This window comes from Mycobacterium sp. P7213 (genome assembly GCF_900604305.1).
In the GTDB taxonomy this organism is placed as follows: Bacteria; Actinomycetota; Actinomycetes; order Mycobacteriales; family Mycobacteriaceae; genus Mycobacterium.
In genome coordinates, this window is the sequence record NZ_UWOA01000018.1 from 53659 (window position 1) to 67228 (window position 13570).

At 70.1% G+C, this 13570-nt stretch carries 13 protein-coding genes; 4 read left to right on the top strand and 9 right to left on the bottom strand.

Translation table 11 applies throughout. The annotated features are described in order from the left end of the window. The first annotated feature begins 6 nt into the window (after nt 1-6). Complete coding sequence (locus tag EJK91_RS08950; RefSeq protein ID WP_125078750.1) at nt 7-2367, top strand: DEAD/DEAH box helicase; 2361 nt, start codon at nt 7-9, stop codon at nt 2365-2367. A gap of 296 nt (nt 2368-2663) precedes the next feature. Continuing rightward, on the top strand, nt 2664-3698 hold the full coding sequence (locus tag EJK91_RS08955) for a PAS domain-containing protein (protein ID WP_125078751.1): 1035 nt from the start codon (nt 2664-2666) through the stop codon (nt 3696-3698). On the opposite strand, the gene EJK91_RS08960 is transcribed toward EJK91_RS08955, so the two are convergent. The 7 genes from EJK91_RS08960 to ssd all read right to left on the bottom strand — a co-directional run bounded on the left by EJK91_RS08960 (nt 3695) and on the right by ssd (nt 8317). Continuing rightward, nucleotides 3695-4006 carry an Rv3654c family TadE-like protein gene (locus tag EJK91_RS08960; RefSeq protein WP_125078752.1) on the bottom strand — a complete coding sequence of 104 codons (312 nt, stop codon included), beginning with the start codon at nt 4004-4006 and terminating at the stop codon, nt 3695-3697. The genes EJK91_RS08955 and EJK91_RS08960 overlap by 4 nt on opposite strands. Nucleotides 4007-4022: 16 nt before the next feature. Further along, nucleotides 4023-4370 carry a TadE family type IV pilus minor pilin gene (locus EJK91_RS08965; protein ID WP_024441734.1) on the bottom strand — a complete coding sequence of 116 codons (348 nt, stop codon included), beginning with the start codon at nt 4368-4370 and terminating at the stop codon, nt 4023-4025. A 6-nt stretch (nt 4371-4376) separates the two neighbouring features. Further along, nucleotides 4377-4568 carry a DUF4244 domain-containing protein gene (locus EJK91_RS08970; protein ID WP_024441735.1) on the bottom strand — a complete coding sequence of 64 codons (192 nt, stop codon included), beginning with the start codon at nt 4566-4568 and terminating at the stop codon, nt 4377-4379. A gap of 92 nt (nt 4569-4660) precedes the next feature. Further along, nucleotides 4661-5251, bottom strand: a complete 591-nt coding sequence (locus EJK91_RS08975; protein ID WP_036457574.1) for a type II secretion system F family protein — start codon at nt 5249-5251, stop codon at nt 4661-4663. Beyond that, complete coding sequence (locus EJK91_RS08980; RefSeq protein WP_125078753.1) at nt 5248-6060, bottom strand: type II secretion system F family protein; 813 nt, start codon at nt 6058-6060, stop codon at nt 5248-5250. The genes EJK91_RS08975 and EJK91_RS08980 overlap by 4 nt, the downstream gene beginning before the upstream one ends. Beyond that, a complete protein-coding gene (locus EJK91_RS08985; protein WP_125078754.1) occupies nt 6057-7238 on the bottom strand; it encodes a TadA family conjugal transfer-associated ATPase in 1182 nt (393 codons plus the stop codon). The genes EJK91_RS08980 and EJK91_RS08985 overlap by 4 nt, the downstream gene beginning before the upstream one ends. Further along, nucleotides 7235-8317 (bottom strand): septum site-determining protein Ssd, encoded by a 1083-nt coding sequence (ssd, locus tag EJK91_RS08990; RefSeq protein ID WP_125078755.1) that lies wholly within the window; start codon nt 8315-8317, stop codon nt 7235-7237. The genes EJK91_RS08985 and ssd overlap by 4 nt, the downstream gene beginning before the upstream one ends. Before the next feature lie 427 nt (nt 8318-8744). On the opposite strand from ssd, the gene EJK91_RS08995 reads away from it, so the two are divergent. Then, nucleotides 8745-9611, top strand: coding sequence for an HAD-IB family hydrolase (locus EJK91_RS08995; protein ID WP_046300277.1), 867 nt, complete (start codon nt 8745-8747; stop codon nt 9609-9611). 436 nt (nt 9612-10047) lie between these two features. Here EJK91_RS08995 and EJK91_RS09005 read toward each other — a convergent pair whose 3' ends face one another. Then, nucleotides 10048-10794: an oxidoreductase gene (locus EJK91_RS09005; RefSeq protein ID WP_125078757.1), complete on the bottom strand. Its 747-nt coding sequence runs from the start codon at nt 10792-10794 to the stop codon at nt 10048-10050. Between the two features lie 41 nt (nt 10795-10835). Here EJK91_RS09005 and acs point away from each other — a divergent pair, with 41 nt between their 5' ends. Next, nucleotides 10836-12788 carry an acetate--CoA ligase gene (gene acs, locus EJK91_RS09010; RefSeq protein WP_125078758.1) on the top strand — a complete coding sequence of 651 codons (1953 nt, stop codon included), beginning with the start codon at nt 10836-10838 and terminating at the stop codon, nt 12786-12788. Between the two features lie 23 nt (nt 12789-12811). On the opposite strand, the gene EJK91_RS09015 is transcribed toward acs, so the two are convergent. Continuing rightward, nucleotides 12812-13528: a hypothetical protein gene (locus EJK91_RS09015; protein WP_024441743.1), complete on the bottom strand. Its 717-nt coding sequence runs from the start codon at nt 13526-13528 to the stop codon at nt 12812-12814. Between the last annotated feature and the right edge of the window lie 42 nt (nt 13529-13570).

Consider the following 13570-nt stretch of genomic DNA (forward strand, 5'->3'; position numbering starts at 1 on the left):
CCAACGATGGCGAATTTCGGCGGTGAATTGCTGGCCGCCGCGCTCGCCGGGGTGGAAACGGGCGAGGATCCACTGCGTCACGTCGCCGACCTGCCGGCGTCGGCGGGCCGTACCGCAGCCTGGCCGAAGTGGGCCGATCCCGACGTGATCAGCGCCTTTACCGGGCGCGGGATCGAGGCGCCGTGGTCGCATCAGCTGGCCGCCGCCGACCTGGCGCACGCCGGGAGTCACGTGGTGATCAGCACCGGTACGGCGTCGGGGAAATCGCTGGCCTATCAACTCCCGGTGCTGCAGGCACTGGCGACCGATCCGCGCGCCCGGGTGCTCTACCTGTCACCGACCAAGGCGCTGGGGCACGATCAGCTGCGCGCGGCGCACAGCCTGACCGCGGCGGTGCCACGCCTCAGTGGCGCTGCCGGAGCCGTGGCGCCCACCGCCTACGACGGCGACAGCGCCGCCGAGATCCGCCGGTTCGCCCGGGAGCGGTCTCGCTGGGTGTTCTCCAACCCGGACATGATCCACCTGTCGCTGCTGCGCAACCACGTCCGCTGGGCGGCCTACCTGCGCGGGCTGCGCTTCGTGATCGTCGACGAGTGCCACTACTACCGGGGAATCTTCGGCTCACACGTGGCGATGGTGCTGCGACGGCTGCTGCGGTTGTGCGAGCGCTATGCGGCGCCGGGTGCGGCGGCCGGGCCCACCCTGATCTTCGCCAGCGCGACCACCGCGGCACCGGGCGCCAGCGCGTCGGCGCTGATCGGCCGGCCCGTCGCCGAGGTCACCGAGGACGGCTCGCCGCACGGGGCCCGGACGGTGGCGCTGTGGGAGCCGGCGCTGCGCACCGATATGACGGGTGAGAACGGTGCGCCGGTGCGCCGCGCCGCCGGTACCGAGGCGGCCCGGGTGATGGCCGACCTGATCGCCGAGGGGGCCCGCACCCTGACCTTCGTGCGCTCGCGTCGCGGGGCGGAACTCACCGCGCTGGCGGCCCGCACCCGGCTGGAATCGGTCGCCCCGGCGCTGGTCGACAAGGTCGCCTCCTACCGGGCCGGCTACCTGGCCGAGGATCGCCGTGCCTTGGAGCGCGCGCTGGCCGACGGTGAGCTCTATGGCCTGGCGACTACCAACGCCCTGGAACTCGGTGTGGACATCGCCGGGTTGGATGCGGTGGTGATGGCCGGCTTTCCCGGCACGGTGACCTCGTTCTGGCAGCAGGCCGGCCGGTCGGGTAGGCGGGGCCAGACGGCACTGATCGTCTTGGTCGCTCGCGACGACCCGCTGGACACCTATTTGGTGCATCACCCCGCGGCGCTGCTGGACAAGCCGATCGAACAGGTGGTGATCGACCCGGGAAACCCCTATGTGCTGGGGCCGCAGCTGCTGTGTGCGGCCGCCGAACTGCCGTTGACCGTCGCCGAGGTGGCGCAGTTGGGCGCCGAGCAGGTGGCCGACGGTCTGGTCGACGACGGACTGTTGCGACGGCGGTCGCAGAAGTACTTCCCGGCGCCCGGGCTCGACCCGCACGCGACGGTGGAGATCCGCGGGTCGGCGGGCGGGCAGGTGGTGATCGTGGAAGCCGACACCGGCCGCCTGCTGGGCAGCGTCGACGCCGGGCGAGCGCCGGCCACGGTGCACACCGGCGCGGTGTATTTGCATCAGGGTGAAAGTTATGTGGTCGATTCGCTGGATACCGAGCGGCAGATCGCGTTCGTGCACGCCGAGGACCCCGGCTACGCCACGTTCGCACGCGAGATCACCGACATCGACGTGACGGGGGAGGGCGAACGCGCCTGGTTCGGTCCGGTCAGTCTCGGCCTGGTGCCGGTGACGGTGACGCGCCAGATCGTCGGCTATCTGCGGCGGCTGCCGACCGGGGAGGTACTGGATTTCATCGACCTGGACGTTCCGCCGGCGACGTTGCCCACCATGGCGGTGGTCTACACCATCACTGCCGACGCGCTGGCGGACCGCGGGATCGCCGAACCTGCGATCCCCGGGGCGTTACACGCCGCCGAGCACGCGGCCATCGGCCTGCTCCCGCTGGTGGCCAGCTGCGACCGCGGTGACATCGGCGGCCTGTCCACCGCGGCGGGCCCGGACGCGCTGGGAGGCCTTCCCAGTGTCTTTGTCTACGACGGTCACCCCGGTGGCGCCGGTTTCGCCGAGCGCGGGTTCCGCGCGGCAGCCACCTGGCTTACCGCGACCGCGGAGGCGATCGAATCCTGCGAGTGCCCGCACGGCTGCCCGTCGTGCGTGCAATCGCCCAAGTGCGGTAACGGCAATGACCCGTTGGACAAGGAAGGCGCGGTGCGAGTGCTGCGATTGGTGCTCGGCAACCTCGACGGCTCGCATGCGGGCCCGGAATGACTGCGGGAGTCGGCCGACCCCCCGAACGGCCGACTCCCCCGAGCCCTTACCCCGTCGACTGCGTCGCAGTGACGAGCGTCACCGCGCGAAAGGACACGCGGGACAGTAAGACGAACGGTCGAGAGATGCGATCCGTTCCCAAACCGGCACATGACCGGATGCGGCCGTAAGTTACCGGCTGCAACGGACCCCCCGCAACTCGGGGGCGCGGCGCACGGCGGCAAGCGAGCGTCGAATCCGGGAAATTGCTCACTGTTGACGCTGGTAGAAGGGCAGTAGTCGTAATATCCCGACTTATGGCGCACGACTGGTTGCTGGTAGAAACTCTCGGGAGTGAACCGGTAGTCGTCGCGCAGGGCCGCCAGCTGAAGAATCTCGTGTCGCTGGCCCAGTTCCTGAGACGCAGCCCACACCTCGCGGCTATTCACACCGCGATCGCCGAATCGGTTCGGACCGGGCAGGCCCTGGCCAGCATCACGCCCCGCCGCGATCGGGTGATCCGCACCGAACCGGTGGTGATGTCCGATGGCCGGGTGCACGGGGTGCACGTCTGGACGGGACCGGCCGACATGGAGCCGCCCGAGCGCCCCATCCCCGGCCCGTTGAAGTGGGACCTGACGCTGGGGGTGGCCACTGACACCAGGGAGTCGCTGATCAATAGCGGCAAGGACCCGGAGGTGGAGGCCACTCACGGCCGCGCGTTCGTCGAAGAGTTGCCCGCCCGTGAGTTCAGCCCGAACGAGAACAAGGTGCTGGCCCTGGCGATCCGCGCCGAGCCCGGACAGACCATCTGCAGCAGTTGGGATGTCACCGATTTCACCGGTGAGACCATTCGGGTGGGCTTCGTGGTCCGCACGGCGCGCGAGACCGTCCCCGGCGGGCGGGTGCATCTGGTGACACGCGGGATGAACTGGCGCTGCCAGTTCGATGGCGTAGTGCAACGCCCCGACTACTTGGCGCAGCAGATCCTGCGCGCACTGGCCCAGCCGGGCGTGTACCGGGTCATGGGCGATCTGTCCAACCGGCGACTGCTGAAGTGGCTGGATGAGCCGTGCCCGCTCTACGACTGGCGCAGTCCGGCGGCATCGCGGGTTCACCCAGACGACCAGGAGCAGGCCACCCGGATGGAGAACGAGATGGCCCGCTCGCAAGGGCCGGTCAGCGGGGTGCTGCGACTGCGCCAGCACGACGGCGGCTGGGCGCCGGTCCACGTGACCATCACCCAGGTGGAACTCGACGAGGGGACCGTGGCCGGGATGGTCGCGCTGCGACTGCCTGACGACGCCGAACTCGCCGAAGCCGGCTTGAGCGCCGCTGGGGAGGCTCCCTAGCCGACCGGCCCGGCCCGCGCCGTCGCCGAGGCGGGACCGAGGCGCCAGCCGGGAACCGGCATTGCGACGGTGACCACTACATCGAGACCATCTGCTGTGCAGGTGATTTCACCGGCATGCATCCGCGCGCCCAGCATCTTGACCCGTGCGCAGGCCTCGGCGGGCCCGGCGGGAAGCCGGCCCGCACCAGCCAGCGCCGCCAAGTCGGCGATGGCCTGGGCACGGTGTCGGGCGATGACCGCCCCACCGAGCACGAAGCCGCCGCCGGTGACGCTCAGCAGCACCGCGACCATCGCGGCCGCGGCCACGGTGGCCCCGCCGGCCTCACCGCGACTGCTCGACCGCGGAGACCGCTTCGGCGCTGATCGCCAAGCCGGGCAACAGAGCCGGCCGGGCGGTGACGCGGGCAACCACCACGTCACCTTCGGAGCGCAGCCGGACCGTCGCACCGTCGGGCGCGATTCGTCGTACCACCACGGCGACCGCCGAGGCGTCGCCACGCGCCGCGAGCCGGGCGGCTTCCCGCGCGGCGTCGACGCAGCGGATTTGGGCGGACACCGCGGTGATCCCGGCCAGGCAGAACACCAGCACGCAGACCAGGGTCGCCAGCGCGAACGCCGCCTCGACCGTGCTGGCGCCGGTGTCCCCGACGAATCGCGCACGGCCGCGCACGACCCGTCAGACCTTGGTGTTCAGCGCGCGCCCGATCACCCGGTTCAGTGCCGACACGATCGAATCACCGGTGACCACCGTGTAGAGGATCGCGCCGAACGCCGCGGCAGCGATCGTCCCGATCGCGTATTCCACCGTGGACATCCCGGAGTCATCGGATGCCAGCAGCACCATCTTCAGTGATAGAACGCGAAACATGTTGCGCGTCTGAGTTATACGTGTGCTCACACAACCTCCTTCATCGGTAACCTTTTCCGGCTGGTGGGGCCTGTCGGCGATGCATCGCCCGATCACAGCAGGCCCGACCGCAGCACATCGCCGGCCAGGCCGGCCACGACGGGCACGATGCCCAGGCACACGAATGCGGGCAGAAAGCACAGTCCGAGCGGCCCGGCGATCAACACCCCGGCCCGCTCTGCGGCGGCCGTCGCCGAATGCGCCGCCTCGTCGCGACACTGCGTGGCAAGTTCGCCGAGCCCACCGGCCAGCGCGGTACCCGATGATCCCGAACGTCGGGCCATGCGTAGCACCGCGGTAGTCGTCGGGTCGAGTGCGCCGGCAGCCTGACCGTTCGGCGCGGACCAGGCCACGCCCGGTTCGGCACCCAGCGCCAGCAGGTCCGCCCCGCGGTGCAATGCCGCCGCGAGCGCCGGCGACGCGTGCCGGGCGGTGGCCGTAGCCGCCCCGGACACGGACATCCCCGCGGTCAGACAGAGCGCGAACACCTCGAGGTCGGCCGCCAGGGCCAACGCATCGGAGCCTGGGACTGGCTGCCGTGGGGACGGCCGCTCTGGCCGGGGTGGCCGGGCCCGTCCCCGCGCCGTCGCCGGTCCGGCGGCAGCGAGCACCGCCACCGCCAGCAAGATCGCAGCGGCGCTCATAGGACACCGCCCGCCTGAGCGGTGATCCGGTCTGACCACAGCAGCCCGGCACAGACCAGACCTATCCCGATCAGCGACAGCACCCCGCCCGTTCCGCCGAGCAGAAAGACCACCGGGCGAGCTCCGATGAGCTGGCCCAGCAGCACGCCGAGCAGCGGCAGACAGGCCAAGAGCGTCGCCGAGGCCCGGGCGCCGGCCATGCCGGCTTCGGCACGCGCCGAGAACCTTTGCCGGGCAGCGATATCGCGTTGCGCGGCTTGCATCAACGTGGCGATCGCCAAGCCGTGGTGCCCGCCGAGTTCCCAATAGGCCGCCAGCCGCTCCCACTGCGACGGCAGCGCCGAGGACACGCCCGCCTCACGCAGGCCGGTCGCGACATCGGCCCCGAGCCGCGCCCGAGCGGCGACACCGCCCAGGCCGGCGGCCACCGCGGGATGCTCGGATTCGGCGGCCGCCAGAGCGAACGCCCGCACCGGGTGCGCTCCGACGCGCAGCTCACCGGCCAGCGCATCCAGCGCGGTCTCCAGGGCGCGCGCCTCCGCGACGGCCCGACCCCGGCGCAGACCACGGCGGCGACGCAGGACGGCAGTGGTTCCCAACACGACGGCAGCCAGACAGGTGCTGCGCGGCAGGACCAGTGCGGCCAGCACAGCGACGCCGGCCCCCCCGCCGATAAGGCTCCCACGACTGACCCACCCGGCGACCGCACCGCGGCCTGGGCGGCCGGCCGGTGCGATGCGGCGGCGTGGCGAAGCACCGAGCAGGATCGCCGCGGCCAGCGCCAGTGCCGCAGTCGCGGGCCCGCTCACGCCGGCATCCGCTCGCGCAGCAGGGCGCGGAATTCGGCGGCGTGGTCGGTCAGTCCGCGTCCGATTTGCCACACCGCCGCGACCTGCACCTGCCCGGCGGCAGTGCGGCGCAGCATCGAGATGTCAGTGAGTCGCCGCAGGCCGGCGCGGTCCCGCCCGACATGCATCAGCACCTGGACCGCTGATACCAGCTGACTGTGCAGGCCGGCGCGGTCCAGACCACCCAAAGCGGCAAGCGCTTCCAGGCGGGCCGGAACCTCGGCCGAACTGTTGGCGTGTACGGTCCCGGCACCGCCATCGTGGCCGGTGTTCAATGCGGCCAGCAGGTCGACCACTTCGGCGCCCCGAACCTCGCCGACCACCAACCGATCCGGCCGCATCCGCAGCGCTTGCCGGACCAGATCGCGCAAGCTCACCTCGCCGGCACCTTCGACGTTGGCCGCGCGGGCCACCAGTCGGACCAGGTGGGGGTGGCGAGGTTGCAGCTCGGGCGCATCCTCCACGCACACCACCCGCTCGCCTTCGCTGACTGCGCCGAGCAGAGCGGCCAGCAGGGTTGTCTTTCCGGCTCCCGTACCGCCGGAGACCAGAAACGCCAGCCGGGCGGCGATGATCTCGGACAGCAGGGCGGCGGCCTGCGGCGCAATGGCGCCCGCGGCGGTCAGTGCGACCAGGTCCTGGGTGGCCGGACGCAGCACCCGCAACGACAAGCACGTCCCGTCGGCCGCAACCGGCGGCAGAATCGCGTGCAGGCGCACGCTGAACTCGCCGGTGCCGCCGACGTTGAAGCCGTGCAGCTGCCCGTCTACCCACGGCTGGGCGTCGTCGAGCCGACGTCCCGCAGCGACCGCCAGCCGCTGCGCCAGCCGTCGCACAGCGGCTTCATCGGCAAACCGGATCTCGCTGCGCCGCAATCCCGCTCCGTCGTCGACCCACACCGCATCCGGGGCGGTGACGAGAACGTCGGTGGTGCCCGGGGCACACAGCAGTGGTTCCAGCACGCCGGCGCCGGTCAGTTCGGTCTGCAGAACGCGCAGGCTGGAGAGCATTTCGGTATCGCCGAGCACACCGCCGGATTCAGCCCGGATCGCTGCGGCCACGGCGCGGGGGTGCAGCTCCGATGACCCAGACTCTGAGGCCAGGCGTTCCCGGACCCGGTCGATCAGCGAATCCCTCATGACGCCAGGTCTTTCCGGTGTGGCAACAGTTGAAGGACCCGGCCGGCCGCCGCCGTCAGTGCGGAGCGGCGGTGCAAGCGCAGACCCGCGTGTTCGAGGCGCTCGGCCAGTCGGGGTTCGGCGCGCAACGCGGCCAGCAGCGGCAACCCGACGATCTCTGCCACCTCCGCAGCCCGAAGTCCGCCGGGAGACGGTCCGCGCACGACCAGGCCGACGTGCGGATTCACCGCGCGCAACCGCGGTGCGACCGCGGCGCCGGCCACGCACGACCGTACGTCGCAGGAGCTGATTACAACCACGAGATCGGCGGCGCTCAGCGCGGTTTCGGCGGGATCGACCAACGACCGGGGAAGGTCGCAGACCACGGTGACCCCGCCACGACGGCCCGCATCCACGACAGCGTCGACGGTGCCGGCGTCGACGTCAGTGGCCTGATAGGCCGAGTCGCCCCGGCTGGCACTGGAGAGCACACTGACCCCGCGCTGGCGGGGCAGCGCTTCGCGCAGCGCCGACCAGGTCAGCCGCCCGCTGTGCTGCGCCAAGTCGCGCCAGCGCAGGCCGGCAGCGTTCTCGGTGCCCACCAGCAGATCGATGCCCCCGCCCCACGCGTCGAGGTCGACCAGCAGCGCATCACCGGCATGCTGGGCCAGTGCCGTTGCCAGCAGCGATGCGCCCGCTCCCCCGCGTGCGCCGATCACCGCGATGACGTCGCCGCGGCGCGCCCCGTCGCGCACCGACTCACCGGCTTCGGCCAGGGCGGCCACCAGCTCATTGCCTTCGGCGGGCAGGGCAAGCACCCGGTGCGCCCCGACGGCGACGCCGGCTTGCCAGGTGAGGGTGCTGGGTGGGCCGCCGGCGAGCACGACGACGTGGGGGCGGCGCGGCAACCGGGCCGGACCGCACCGGGCGGCAGCCTCCTCGTCCAGCACCACGGCGGCGGCAGCCGACCACGCCCTGCGGTTCGGTATCTCGGTGCCGAGGTGAATGACGCGTACACCCGCCGCCGCGGCCACCCGGTCCAGCTCGTCGCGCAGCACCGGTTCGGTAACAAGGGCCAGCAGGCCGGCGGCTGTGCTCACCGCCTCACTGTGGCGCGACGCCGCCCGGCGCAACACCCGATCCGTGGCAAGTGTGGATGAAATTTCCAACTGGGGATAACTCGAAGTTATGCGTTATCGCTAGAACCAAACTAATCGTACGAAAAGCTGAATCTGCAACACGTTCCAGTCAGTGTGAGGACTCTCCGGCGAACTAATTACCGGATAAAAAAGACGACCCCCGCCAGGGGGGGAGGAGGCGGAGGTCGTCGCGTATCAACCCCGGGGGGTCGGGCCGATACACCCTCAGCATAAGCCGAGTGATGCCACTATACACACGAATGGGTGGTCCGGCGCAAGTGTTTGCAAGTGTTGCTATCAAATGGCGACCTAAATCTCGCACTACGTGTGAAGTGCTCTTTCTTCCGTAGCACCGGGCTAGCAGACCGCTCGCACCTATGCTGTGGCGGTGACCGCATCCACCCCGCAGCCGCACTCAGCGCCTACGTCAGCAACCGACCCTGCGGCACCTTTCCCGGCCCCTCGAACCCGTACAGCAGCGTTCCTGGACCTCGATCAGACGGTCATTGCGAAGTCCAGCGCGTTGGCCTTCAGCAAACCCTTTATGGACCAGGGACTGATCAACCGTCGGACCGTGCTCAAGTCGAGTTATGCGCAATTCCTGATGCTGTTGTCCGGCGCTGACCACGATCAGATGGAGCGAATGCGCGCCCACCTGACCAACATGTGCACCGGCTGGAACGTGGAACAGGTCAAGGCGATCGTCAACGAGACGATGCACGACATCGTCACGCCGCTGATCTTCGCCGAGGCGGCTGAGCTGATCGCCGATCACAAACTCTGCGGCCGCGACGTGGTGGTGGTGTCGGCCTCCGGCGAGGAGATCGTGGCGCCCATCGCCCGAGCGCTGGGCGCCACCCATGCCATGGCGACGCGGATGGTCGTGGCCGACGGCAAGTACACCGGCGAGATCGCGTTCTACTGCTACGGCGAAGGCAAGGTGCAGGCCATCCGCGAGCTGGCCGCTCGCGAGGGCTATCCGCTGGAGCACTGCTACGCCTACTCGGACTCGATCACCGACCTGCCGATGCTGCAGGTGGTCGGGCACCCGTCGGCGGTGAACCCCGACCGCGCACTCCGCAAAGAGGCGATCGCCAACGGCTGGCCGGTGCTGACCTTCTCGCGGCCGGTGTCGCTGCGTGACCGCATCCCCGCGCCCTCCGGTGCCGCGCTGGCCACCACTGCCGCGGTCGGCGTCAGCGCACTGGCTGCCGGCGCGCTGACCTACTCCCTGCTGCGACGACTGGTGCCCTGATCCCGCCTCCAGCAAATATCGCTGATCACAATCCGATGACGCGGCACCCGCCATATGCGATTGGGCCTTGCTGTGTCGTGCGTCACGTAGTACAAAGGAAGCACGGAAGCCGGTAAGGCCAGGGTCGACCCGGAAGAGAAGGATCGATCTCCCGAGCCGCACTTCCCAGTACGGAGAGCGGTACCCACGCGGAGCCACAGCCGCGAAGATGGCAGAAGTGTTGCGGGCCTGCGTAATTGCGGAACGTGATCGGTGTTGCCAACCCTTTGGGTGGGGTTGCAGCCGAAGAACACCGCAGGAGCGCCGAGGCCACCCACGCAGCCCAAGTTGGACGCTTGGTAACCGTGTACCGTGCTAGCGGGCGGCGAGCCGAATCATTCGGAGCGCCGCCCGCTTCGTTAGTTCCAGGCCCTGCTCGAGCGGCCCGAATCGGCGCCTAGCGACCCGCCTCAGCAATCCCCAGCGCATCGAGCGCACCGGTGCGCATCGCACCGCAACACAGCAGCAGCCAGGCGCTGACACCCTCGGTTGAACCGGTCGCGAAGTCGGCCGCCGCCCGCCGGTAGTCGCGCGCGTTGCGCATCCAGGTCACCTCGGGCACTCCCAGCCCATGACGGTCCAAACCGCTGGCGATCGTGACCAGCCGGGCCGCCCCGCGGGCCACCACTCCGTCGGCGCTGCCGAACGGCGCCAGCGTCAGCAACTCACCGTGCACCACCGCGGCGAACACCGGGGCGGCCACCGACGTGCCACCGGTGGCCAGGTCGGCCAGCATCTCGAGTCGGCGCCCGACCGCCGCGCCGCCTTCGGGCCGGCCGAGGCGCTCCTCGTCGACGAGGTCCGCGGCAGCCAACACGTGCAGCCGGGCCAAGGCCTGCAGTGGCGCACGACGCCACACCTCGACCAGAGAGGTCTCCCCGCCTTCCAGAGCCTGGGCCACCCTCAGAGCGCCGGCGAACACCGGGTCAGCGGTCGAGGCGGCGTCCACGGCCGCGGGACCTCCGTCGAGCACCGACGACGCCCGCGCCGCCCGCAGCGAGGCCTCCGCGGCGCTGACCGGCCAGCCCCGCATGTTGGTCTTGTGGCGATGCACCCGAGCCAGCTCGTCGCGTACCTGTTCACTGGCCTCAGAGACACCGGGCAGCTCAACTAGTGGGGCCAGCGGATCCTGCGCAGTGGTCACGGGCTGTGACACTACCGCCGCGGTGATTAGGCTCGGTGACCGTGACCGCAACCCCTGCCGCTTCGGCGCCGTCGTACCCACCCTCCGCTGCGTTCGCCGCCCAAGCCAACGCAGGTCCCGACCTGTACCGCGCAGCCGAAGCGGATCGACTCGCGTTCTGGGCCGAGCAGGCAAACCGGCTCAGTTGGGCGACGCCCTTCACCGAGGTGCTCGACTACGCGGACGCTCCGTTCGCGCGCTGGTTTGCCGACGGCACGCTCAACGTCGCCTACAACTGCGTGGATCGCCACGTCGAAGCCGGCCACGGCGACCGGGTGGCGATCCACTGGGAGGGCGAGCCCGACGGCGACACCCGCACCATCACCTACGCCGACCTGCTCGCCGAGGTCTCCCGGGCCGCGAACGCGCTGACCGGGCTCGGCCTGGTCGCCGGTGACCGGGTGGCGATCTATCTGCCGATGATCCCGGAGGCGGTCATCGCGATGTTGGCGTGCGCGCGGTTGGGCGTTCTGCACACCGTGGTGTTCGCCGGTTTCTCCGCGCACGCGCTGCGTTCCCGGATCGACGATGCCGAGGCGAAGGTGGTCATCACCTCCGACGGGCAGTTCCGCCGCGGCCAGCCCGCACCGCTCAAGCCCGCGGTCGACGAAGCGGTGGCCGAGGCCGCGAGTGTCGAGCACGTGCTGGTGGTGCGCCGCACCGGTGGCGAGGTGTCGTGGAACCCCGACCGCGACCTGTGGTGGCACGACGTGGTGGATCCTGCCGCACCGCAGCACACCCCGGAGGCGTTCGAGGCCGAGCAGCCGCTGTTTCTGCTGTACACGTCGGGTACCACGGGCAAGCCGAAGGGCATCGTGCACACCAGTGGCGGTTATCTGACCCAGGCGGCCTACACCCACTACTACGTCTTCGACCTCAAGGCCGCCTCCGACGTCTTCTGGTGCACTGCCGACATCGGGTGGGTCACCGGCCACACCTACGCGGTGTATGGGCCGCTGGCCAACGGCGCCACCGAGGTGATCTACGAGGGCACCCCGGATTTCCCGGACCAGCACCGGCATTTCCAAATTATCGAAAAATACGGTGTCACCATCTATTACACGGCACCCACCTTGATCCGCACGTTCATGAAGTGGGGCCGCGAGATCCCCGACGCCCACGACCTGTCCAGTCTGCGACTGTTGGGTTCGGTCGGCGAACCGATCAACCCGGAGGCCTGGCGCTGGTATCGGCGGGTGATCGGCGCGGACGCGCTCCCGGTGGTGGACACCTGGTGGCAGACCGAGACCGGCGCGGCCATGATCACCCCGCTGCCCGGTGTGGCCGCGGCCAAGCCGGGCGCCGCGATGACAACACTGCCCGGGATCTCCGCTCGCATCGTCGACGACCACGGCGATCTGTTGTCTCCGGATAATGCTGCCGGGGAACCGGTGTCGGGCTACCTGGTCATCGACCAGCCATGGCCGTCGATGACCCGCGGAATCTGGGGCGACTCGGAGCGTTTCATCGAGACCTACTGGTCGCGCTTTGCCGAGCAGGGCTGGTACTTCGCCGGTGACGGCGCCCGCTACGACGCCGACGGCGACATCTGGGTGCTGGGCCGGATAGACGACGTGATGAACGTGTCGGGGCACCGCATCTCCACCGCCGAGGTGGAGTCCGCTCTGGTCGGCCACGAGGCGGTGGCCGAGGCCGCCGTCGTCGGCGCCATCGATGAGCAGACCGGCCAACGGATCTGCGCGTTCGTGGTGCTGGCGGCATCGCACAGCCACAGCGGCGCCACGGTCGTCGACGAACTGCGCGAGCGCGTCACGGTGGAGATTTCGCCGATCGCCAAGCCCCGCAACGTCCATATCGTGCCGGAGCTGCCCAAGACCCGCAGCGGCAAGATCATGCGGCGGCTGCTGCGCGATATCGCCGACGGGCGCGAACTCGGCGACACCTCAACCCTGGTGGACCCCAGCGTGTTCGACGCGATCCGGGCAGCCGACTAGGGCTTGACAGCCACAGTCCAGGCCTAGCCGATCGGGACGAAGCCCGCGCCCGGCCGGTCGTTGGCGTTGATGTCGCCCAGCACCGCGTTGATCGAGACCACGACGGCGGGCGTGTGCAACGGGATGTACTTGATCACGCAGGTCGGCAGCGCGTCGCTGAACGCCCCGTGGATCATGCCTACCAGCATGTTGTTCACCACCACCGGACCGCCGGAATCGCCGGGCCGTCCGCAGACCTGCATCACGATGGTGCCCGGGTCCTGGCCCGGTCCCCAGGTCATGCCGCAGGAGTTGCCGGTGGTGCGGCCCTGCTTGCAGGCGATCTGACCGACGCTGGGGTCCGGCCCGATCCCGCTGATCACGAAGCCGCCGAAGTTGGACACCGGCGTCACCTTGTTCGGGTCGAACTCGATCACCGCGTAGTCCAGGCCGTCGTTGCCGGCCACCATCTGGCCGATCGTGCCGTTGCCTTCTGAGCCCTCCGCGGCCACCAGGGCGCCCGGGCCACCGCAGTGTGCGGAGGTGAAACCGATCAGCGCACCGGTCTTGTCGTGGCCGATCGAGGTCAGCGTGCACAGGGTGTCCTCGTCGACCACGATCCCGGCGCCACCGCCCATCACCACCTTGTCGTCGGCGGCCACCGGGCCGGCCGGCGCGACCACCGTGGCCAGGGCGGCAAGGGTCACCCACGCCAACAACGCCGGCGCGGCGCGCAGCAACCAGCGGTGTGCGATCTGCACTGCGGTTCTCCCGTCGATCAACTCCACCCCCGGTGGTAGAGA